The organism is Beijerinckia sp. L45, assembly GCF_009765775.1.
GTDB lineage: Bacteria > Pseudomonadota > Alphaproteobacteria > Rhizobiales > Beijerinckiaceae > RH-AL1.
In genome coordinates, this window is record NZ_LMUU01000117.1 from 1 (window position 1) to 8,292 (window position 8,292).

Genomic DNA, 8,292 nt, shown 5'->3' on the forward strand with positions numbered 1-8,292 from the left:
GGAAGCCTGGGCGCGCTCGCGCCGCGCCATCAAGATCTTTTCCCGCAAGGTCAATTGTGCCCCGCTCGTCGCCCTGCCGGTGATGAAGGGCGCGAGCGACTGCCACATGTGCGGGCGCTGCAGCCAGTTCCGCGGGGCCATCGAACTGGCACCGCGGATGCCGAACCACGAGATCGTCCACGTCGCCGGCAGCGATCCCAAGCCGTGGGAGACCGTGCTCATCGTGTTCGGCCTGATGGGCGTCGCCGTCGGCGCGTTCCATTGGAGCACCAGTCCCTGGTATTACGAGGCGAAGACCTGGGCTGCGACCTGGCTTATCGACCGCGGCGCCACCTGGGTTTTGAGCATCCAGCCGCCATGGTGGTTGCTGACCAATTATCCCGACAATAATGATGCGCTGACCCTGCTCGACGGCACGCTGTTGATCGCCTACGTGCTCGCAACGGCGGTAGTCATCGCGGCCGGCGTATCGGCGTTACTTGCGCTCGCCACGGTCGCGCTTGGCCGCTGGCGGTCGCAGGCATTTCATCATCTCGCGCAAGCGCTGATCCCGATCGCCGGCTGCGGCGTTTTTCTCGGCCTCTTCGCCATCACAATCTCGATGCTGAAAGCCGACGGCATAACCTTCGGTCCGACCGCCTCGATCATCCGCGCGGCGATGCTGGCCGGTGCCTGGCTCTGGGTCGTTTCCCTGGCTTGGCCGATCACGGGGCGTTACGCCTCTAGCCGCGTCCGACGCGGCGCGGCAACCGTGGCGGTGGCTGGTGCCGCCGGCATCGGCGTGTTCAGCTGGGTGCTGCTGTTCTTCCTCTGGGCGTGAATCAACCGCAGGTTGATGGTTAAGATTTTGCAATTCTGTAGCTTTGACGTTCGCGCTGTTTGTTGCGAGCGTCCATGCGTCCAGGCCAGCCTCACGTCGAACGGTTCACGCGGTCAGTGGCCATGCCGCCCGAGCAGGCCGCCGACTTCCCCGCCGACATCGCATTTTTGCGCACGCACTGCTCCGTGTCGCTCGCTGCTCTGCGCCGGGCCACGGCCACGGCACAACGCGACGGCGTCCCTGCTCACGCCTGTCTGATCGCCGGTCGAGGCGTTAGCGAACTCCTCTACTATCAGGCGCTGGCCGCGCATCTTGGCCTGCGATTCGTCCAGGGCTCGCTGACGCTGGCTCCGAGCGCCCGTCCAAACGAAGCGATCCGTCACGGCTACGCGCCGCTTGCCGACGGGACACGCTGGCTCCTCGCTCCGACCGGGACGGGCGTCCTCTGGATGCTCGCGCGCCGCGCGCTTGGCCGGCCGATGCGGGACGTCCTGATCACCACGCCGACCGGGTTCTCCGCCCTTGTCCGCCGCACCAACGGCGCCGTGATCGCGGACGCGGCGAGCAACGCGTTGCCGCGACAGACCCCCCGCCTGTCAGCCAAGGACATCGTCAGCCCTAGGCTCGGCTTCGCTTTGGCGACCGCGCTCCTTGTTCTTTTCGGCTGCTGGATTGCGGCTCCATCGCTCGTTGCGGCGCTGGTCGGGATGTTGTTTTTCGCGGTGATCGCGGCCCGGCTGCTGCTTTGCGCCGTCGGTCTCATGGCGCCCGTGCCCGGCCCCGAGCCGCTGACGGATGCGCAACTGCCATTCTATTCCGTGCTGGTCCCGCTCAAGGCCGAAGCCGGTATCGTGGGCGACCTCGTCACGAATTTGGACCGGATCGACTATCCTCGCGCAAAACTGGAGGTGAAGCTCATCGTCGAAGCCGACGACTCCGCCACACAATTCGCCTGTTTTGCCGCCCGTTTGGCGCCACACTACGAAATCGTCATCGCGCCGAAGGGCAAACCGCAAACCAAGCCACGGGCGCTCAATGTCGCCCTGCCGCTGCTGAAGGGCGACATCGTCACCATTTACGATGCCGAGGACGCGCCGGCGCCGGACCAACTGCGCAAAGCCGCGGCACGGTTCCACCATGCCCCGGGTCTCGGTTGCCTACAGGCGCGGCTTGTCATAAACGGCGACCGCCTCTTGTCGCAGCTCTTCGCCATCGAATACGCCGCCCTGTTCGGTCTCTACAATCCAGGAATTGCTGCGGCAAACCTGCCGATGGCGCTCGGTGGGACCTCGAACCATTTCCGCCGATCCGTCCTGGCCCGCGTGGGCGGATGGGATGCCTGGAATGTCGCCGAGGATGCCGATCTCGGGCTTCGGCTCGCCCGCTTCGGCCACAGAACCGAAATGCTGGACTCGACGACCTACGAAAGCGCGCCACCGGACTTCGGCAATTGGGAGCGGCAACGGCGGCGTTGGACCAAAGGCTGGATGCAATCGACCCTCGTGCTCGGCCGCGACTTGCGTCGGCTGTTGACCGAGCTCGGCACAGGTCGGACGCTTGCCCTGTCGGTCATGCTGGTGGCCCTGGTGGGTGGACCTCTGGCGTCGCTACCTTTGACTATCCTCGTAGTCGGCCGCCTGCTGGCATGCGGCATGCCGCATCCGCACGGGTGGCTCGAAATCATCGATGCGAGCTTATGGACATGGGTTTTCATCGCCGGACCGATGTCGACGATCTGGGCGGCCTACGCTGGCGCGAAAGCGAGCCGGGTCAAAGCGCCGTGGCATGCCCTGTTTGGCATGGTGCCGTATCAAGCGCTGATCGGTGTCGCGGCCTGGGGCGGTCTCGTCGACCTGTGCCGGGATCCGTACCATTGGCACAAGACGCATCACGGGGCGGTCGCATCTGCGCGCGCTGCACGCAATAAAAAGCGGACGGGCCGATCGGTTCGGCGCCCGTCCGCAGCAACACGTTGGACTGATCAGCCCTTGCGGGCCTTACGCGCGGCGTACTTGGCGTCGCGCTGGGCTTTCCGCGCCACTTCGTCGGCAATGACGCGCGACGCGCGGGCGAGCGCGGCAGCGGCGTCGGCCGCCTTGGTTTCTTCGGCGAGAAGACGCTCGGCCTCACGCTCGGCCTCGAGAGCGGCCTCGCGCTCGGCGCGCGTCGCTTCCTCGATCTCGCGTTCCTTAGCGCGGATCGCCTCGCGCTCGGCCATGCGGATGTTGCGGGCATCGACGATGGCCCGGCGCGCCGCTTCCCGCGCCTTCAGCTCCGGACTGGCCATGCGGGCCTGATAGTTCTTCAGCTGTTCTTGCTTCTGATCAATTGCCGAGCTCCGGCGTTCCGTGAAGCTCTTCTCTTTCATGCCGGCCAAACCGCGTACCTTCTTTAAATTTTGGAGACAGGCTGCACATAGCGCGTCAGGCCTCGAAAATCTATGGCTGGCGGATGACAGGGTTGGCAAAAAGACAAGTTCGACGCGCGATTTGACGGGAGGTGCCGCTCTTTTTACTGTGCCGCCGCTGCCCGAGCGCAGCCCGAACCTCCATCCCCGGACATTGCTATGACCAGCGCCGCACCTTCGGCCGCCCTTCCCGTTTCGCTGCTCGAGGCCGCCAAGGTGACCAAAGCCTGGCCGTTCGAGGAAGCCCGGAAGCTGGTCGCCCGCGTCGCGCGAACCGGGCAGACGGAGGTGCTGTTCGAGACCGGTTACGGTCCCTCGGGGTTGCCGCATATCGGCACCTTCGGCGAGGTCGCGCGTACCACGATGGTCCGCCACGCCTTTCGCGTGCTGACCGAAGACACGATCAAGACCCGGCTGCTTGCCTTCTCCGACGACATGGACGGCTTGCGCAAGGTGCCGGACAATGTGCCAAACCAGGCGATGGTCGCCGAATATCTGGGCATGCCACTGACCAAGGTACCGGACCCGTTCGGCACGCACCCGAGCTTCGGCGCCCACAACAACGCGCGGCTGCGCGCCTTCCTCGACCAGTTCGGTTTCGACTATGAGTTCGCCTCGGCGACGGACTATTACACCTCGGGCCGCTTCGATCAGGCGCTGCTGCACATGCTGGCGCACTACGACGCCGTGATGGCGATCATGCTGCCGACGTTCCGCGAGGAGCGCGCCGCCACCTATTCGCCGTTCCTGCCGATCCATCCCCGCACCGGGCACGTGATGCAGGTGCCGCTCGACGGCATCGACGCGGCGGCCGGCACCATCACCTGGCGCGATCCTGTGACCGGCGAAAGCTTTACGACGCCGGTCACCGGCGGGCACTGCAAGCTGCAATGGAAGCCGGACTGGGCGATGCGCTGGTACGCACTGCATGTCGATTACGAGATGGCCGGCAAGGACCTGATCGACAGTGTCAAGCTGTCGGGGGCGATTGCCCGGGCGCTCGGCGGCCTGCCGCCGGAAGGGTTCAACTACGAGCTGTTTCTCGATGAGCGCGGCCAAAAAATCTCGAAATCCAAGGGCAACGGGCTGACCATCGACGATTGGTTGAAATATGCCAGCCCGGAGAGCCTGGCGCTGTTCATGTACCAGCGGCCGAAGGAAGCGAAGAAGCTGCACTTCGACGTCATTCCGCGGGCCGTCGACGAATATCTGAGCTTCATTGCCGCCGTGCCGCGCCAGGAGCCGAAGGACCAGCTCGGCAATCCGGCCTGGCACATCCATAGCGGCGCGCCGCCAGCAGCGGAGGTCCTGCAATCGGCAGGCGGCGCGACCACGTTGTCCTTCGCCATGCTGCTCAACCTCGCCACCGTCGGCAACAGCGAAGACCCGGCCGTGCTCTGGGGCTTTTTGCGCCGCTATGCGCCCGACGTGTCGCCCAAAACGCATCCGCGCCTCGATGCGCTCGTCGGCTATGCCGTCGCGTATTATCGCGACTTCGTCCGCCCGGCGAAGACATACCGGCTTCCCGACGACATCGAGCGGACCGCTCTGGAGCAGCTCGACGCCGCCCTTGGTGCTTTGCCGCAAAACGCATCGGGCGAGGACATCCAGACGGCGCTCTATGATGTCGCCCGGCCTATCGAACGCTACCAGAACCTAAAGGCCAAAGGCGCGACACCGGAGCGTCCTGGCGTCTCGAACGACTGGTTCGCGATGCTCTATCAGGTGCTTCTCGGCGAGCAGGAGGGGCCACGGTTCGGCTCGTTCGTGGCGCTTTATGGGGTTGCGGAAACGCGGGCGCTGATCGCCCGGGCTTTGGCTGGGGATCTGGTCGGGATGCCCGCCTGCTGACACATCCGTAGAGCCGATCTTCGGGAGGCCGACAGCTTCTGACAGAAACGTGTCGGCGGTTAGCGTTGAAAAACTTCGACCTTCGTCGCATTCCGGCACGATCATTGCCAAGAAACTCCGTTGAGCGTCGGGAAAGCCTTGGCGCCGCTCGGCCCGTTGGCGGTCCGGGATCATCGCGGGTCGATGAAGGGCGTCGGCGCCGCAAAATGCGGAGGGCGGGTCATGTTCGAATTACGAAAAGACAGTCTGTCGTTTCTCGAAACCTTGGGGCAATCGGTCGCCAATGTTTCGCCAACCCTGACGCCGGCACTCGCCGTCGCCGTCGTCGCCGGCATGGCCGGCACCGCATCCTGGCTCGTTTATATCGCCGCGACGGTCGCGCTGCTCATCGTCGGCGTCAACGTCGGCAAGCTCGCCAAGCGCATCCCCTGCGCCGGCTCGTTTTTCATCTACGTCTCGCGCTCGCTCGGGCCGGCCTACGGCCTGCTCGCGGGCTGGGCGATGCTCGCCGCGTATCTCTTCACCGCGATGGCTCTGACGGTAGCGACCTCGATCTTCGTCAAGACGCTGTTCACGGCGTTGAAGATCAGCTTCGTTCCCAACAGCATCGTGATCTACGCGATCGTTTCGGCCCTGGCGCTGTTTCTCGCGGCGCGCGACATGCGGTTTTCTTCGCGGGTCAGCCTGACGCTCGAAGCAATTTCCGTCGTCATCATCCTCATCGTCAGCGTCATCGCGCTGTCCCGCGCCGGCTTCAAGGTCGACACCAAGCAGCTCAGCCTGGACGGCGTCGATCCCGGCAAGGCGCTGCAGGCCATCGTCTTCGCGATCTTTTCCTATGTCGGGTTCGAGAGCGCGGCGACGCTCGGCAAGGAAGCCCGCGACCCCGGCACCGTGATCCCCCGGGCGATCCAGATGACGGCGCTCTCGGCGGGCGTGTTCTTCGTCGTCACCACCTACATCATCACCCAGGGCTTCGCCGACGACGCCACCAAGCTCGGCGCCAGCGGTGCCCCGCTCGGCGACATTTTGGCGGATCAGAACCCGCTGATCGTGGCGCTGGTCTATGTCGGTGCGGCGATCAGCAGCTTCGCTTGCGCGCTGGCCTCGATCAACGCCTTCGGCCGGATGATGTTTTCGCTCGGACGCTATGGCATCCTGCATAAGTCGGTTGGCACGGTGCACCAGACGCATCAGACGCCCTACGTCGCCCTCGCCTTCGCCGCGGTCCTGAACTTCATCCTGGTTGCCGCCTTCAGCGGCAACGCCGAGCTCGACACGTTCGGCTGGTACGGGACGCTGGCCTCCTATGGCTTCATCATCGTCTACGGCCTCTGCTCGGTGGCGGCGCCCGTCTATCTCCGCAAGACCGGCGAACTGAAGACCGGCGACATCGTGTTCGGCGTGCTGGGCACCGGGCTGATGGTCCTGTCTCTCGTTGGCAGCCTCTATCCCGTGCCGCCATATCCCTACAACCTGCTGCCCTTCATGTTCCTCGCCTACATGTGCGTGGGGGCGCTGTGGTTCTTCGTCCTGCGGGCCAAAGCGCCGCGTACGCTGCTGCACATCGAGCACGATTTGGAGATGGCGGAGATTCCGGCGGGTGCGAAGGTGCTTTAGCCGTCACGTAAGTGGTAGGGGCCACCGAATTCTCTGGCCCCTATCTTGCCTTTACACAGTGAAACGACGGGAGCGACCGAAAGATGGATAACATTCAGGGTGTATTTAACGTATGTTTGGACGCTACCCAAACGTTGGACGGTGCCCCTTAAGGAGGTGCTGATGTTAAGGCAAAAAGAAGTAAGACATTCGCGCGATTTAATTGAGAAGATCGAAGCGCGGTTGTCGCATCAAAGGCGGCTTGTCTCATCTGATGCACTGGATGAGAAGCTTCGGCTGATCGGCGGCGACCTTATTATTTCGATGGAACGCCGACTGTCTCAAATGCAGTTACAGCACGAGCATCTGCTTGCGGACCTCGCGACGGATCATGAGGCAGGGCATGCCGTGCCGGCTCGACCTCGCGAGGGTGGCGGTTCGCGACAACCTCGGCCATAACGGCAGCGGGTGCCGTTACCGCGGGCGTGGCACTCCTGGCCTGCCCGTTCCAACCCCATTGGCATGTCCTTGATCTTCAAAATCCTCTCCGCTGCGGCCTGGCACGACGCCGAGGCCAGCGGCACGTTCACGGGTGCGCCCGTCGATCTCGCTGACGGCTATATCCATTTTTCCACGGCGGCTCAGGTCGCCGAAACCGCGGCGAAGCACTTTGCGGGACAGCGCGATCTGATGCTCGTCGCGATCGATCCGCAGGCCCTCGGCAGCGCCCTGATCTGGGAACCCTCCCGCGGCGGCGCGCTGTTTCCCCATCTCTACGCGCCGCTGGCCACGGCGGACGCTCTTTGGGCGAAACCGCTGCCGCTCGATGCCGATGGGCATCACGATTTCTCCGGCCTGCTGCCATGAGCGTCATCCTCGAGGCCGGATGGGCCCTGGCGCGGCCGGTCCTCCAGGCTCTCGATCCAGAACGCGCACACGACGTCACCCTTGCCGCGCTCAAAGCGTTGCCGTTGCCATCGGCGGAGCCCGACGATCCGCGCCTAGCAGTCGACGCTTTCGGCCTGCGCTTCGGGAACCCGATCGGGCTCGCCGCAGGGTTCGACAAGAACGGCGCCATTGCCCACAAGGCCGGGGGGCTCGGGTTCGGCTTTACCGAGGCCGGCACGCTGACGCCGCGCCCGCAAGCCGGCAATCCGCGCCCGCGCCTGTTTCGCCTGCCGGAGCATGGCGGCGTCATCAACCGTTTTGGCTTCAACAATCTCGGCCATGCGCATGCCCTTGCGATGCTGAAGCCGGCGGCCTGCGTGCTCGGCATCAACATCGGCGCCAACAAGGACGCAAGCGACCGCGCCGCCGATTACGTCGCCGGCATCCGGACCTTCGCCGCCAAAGCGGACTATTTCACCATCAACGTCTCATCGCCGAATACGCCGAACCTGCGCGATCTGCAGAAGCCCGAGGCCCTGGACGATCTGCTCGCCCGCGTGCTTGCCGCCCGCGACGCCGTGGCAGACGACCACGGACGCAAGCCGGTGCTGCTCAAGATCGCGCCCGATCTGTCGTACGCCGAACTCGACGCCATGGTTCGCGTCGCGCGCGACCGCCATATCGACGGGATGATCGTCTCAAACACCACCATCACCCGCCCCGGCGC

At 64.7% G+C, this 8,292-nt stretch carries 6 protein-coding genes and 2 pseudogenes; 7 read left to right on the plus strand and 1 reads right to left on the minus strand.

Features of this window, described 5'->3' with window-relative positions; genetic code table 11:
• Both GSQ79_RS12560 and GSQ79_RS29495 read left to right on the plus strand, forming a co-directional pair.
• Positions 1-820 (plus strand): annotated as a pseudogene (locus GSQ79_RS12560) (4Fe-4S binding protein); the annotation flags it as partial.
• 761 nt (positions 821-1,581) lie between these two features.
• Positions 1,582-2,439 (plus strand): annotated as a pseudogene (locus GSQ79_RS29495) (glycosyltransferase family 2 protein); the annotation flags it as partial.
• Positions 2,440-2,801: 362 nt separating this feature from the next.
• Here the strand turns inward: GSQ79_RS29495 and GSQ79_RS29500 are convergent.
• A complete protein-coding gene (locus GSQ79_RS29500; protein WP_246725299.1) occupies positions 2,802-3,188 on the minus strand; it encodes a DUF6481 family protein in 387 nt (128 codons plus the stop codon).
• 198 nt (positions 3,189-3,386) lie between these two features.
• Between GSQ79_RS29500 and GSQ79_RS12570 the strand changes: the two genes are divergently transcribed.
• From GSQ79_RS12570 to pyrD, 5 genes are all read left to right on the plus strand, one after another.
• Complete coding sequence (locus GSQ79_RS12570) at positions 3,387-5,078, plus strand: lysine--tRNA ligase (protein WP_158809058.1); 1,692 nt, start codon at positions 3,387-3,389, stop codon at positions 5,076-5,078.
• 120 nt (positions 5,079-5,198) lie between these two features.
• Positions 5,199-6,698 (plus strand): APC family permease, encoded by a 1,500-nt coding sequence (locus tag GSQ79_RS12575; protein WP_158809059.1) that lies wholly within the window; start codon positions 5,199-5,201, stop codon positions 6,696-6,698.
• Positions 6,699-6,860: 162 nt separating this feature from the next.
• Complete coding sequence (locus tag GSQ79_RS12580; RefSeq protein WP_158809060.1) at positions 6,861-7,136, plus strand: hypothetical protein; 276 nt, start codon at positions 6,861-6,863, stop codon at positions 7,134-7,136.
• A 63-nt stretch (positions 7,137-7,199) separates the two neighbouring features.
• The gene (locus GSQ79_RS12585; protein WP_158809061.1) at positions 7,200-7,544 is read left to right on the plus strand and encodes a DUF952 domain-containing protein; all 345 of its coding nucleotides are present in this window, start codon (positions 7,200-7,202) and stop codon (positions 7,542-7,544) included.
• Between the two features lie 5 nt (positions 7,545-7,549).
• The coding region (gene pyrD / locus GSQ79_RS12590; protein ID WP_246725300.1) for a dihydroorotate dehydrogenase (quinone) at positions 7,550-8,292 on the plus strand (743 nt) is incomplete at its 3' end.

What these genes read in the sequence shown, in the direction of transcription:
- GSQ79_RS29500 (WP_246725299.1), bottom strand. Translation starts at nt 3,188, where the DNA reads ATGAAAGAGAAGAGCTTCACGGAACGCCGGAGCTCGGCAATTGATCAG.
- GSQ79_RS12570 (WP_158809058.1), top strand. Translation starts at nt 3,387, where the DNA reads ATGACCAGCGCCGCACCTTCGGCCGCCCTTCCCGTTTCGCTGCTCGAG.
- GSQ79_RS12585 (WP_158809061.1), top strand. Translation starts at nt 7,200, where the DNA reads ATGTCCTTGATCTTCAAAATCCTCTCCGCTGCGGCCTGGCACGACGCC.
- GSQ79_RS12580 (WP_158809060.1), top strand. Translation starts at nt 6,861, where the DNA reads ATGTTAAGGCAAAAAGAAGTAAGACATTCGCGCGATTTAATTGAGAAG.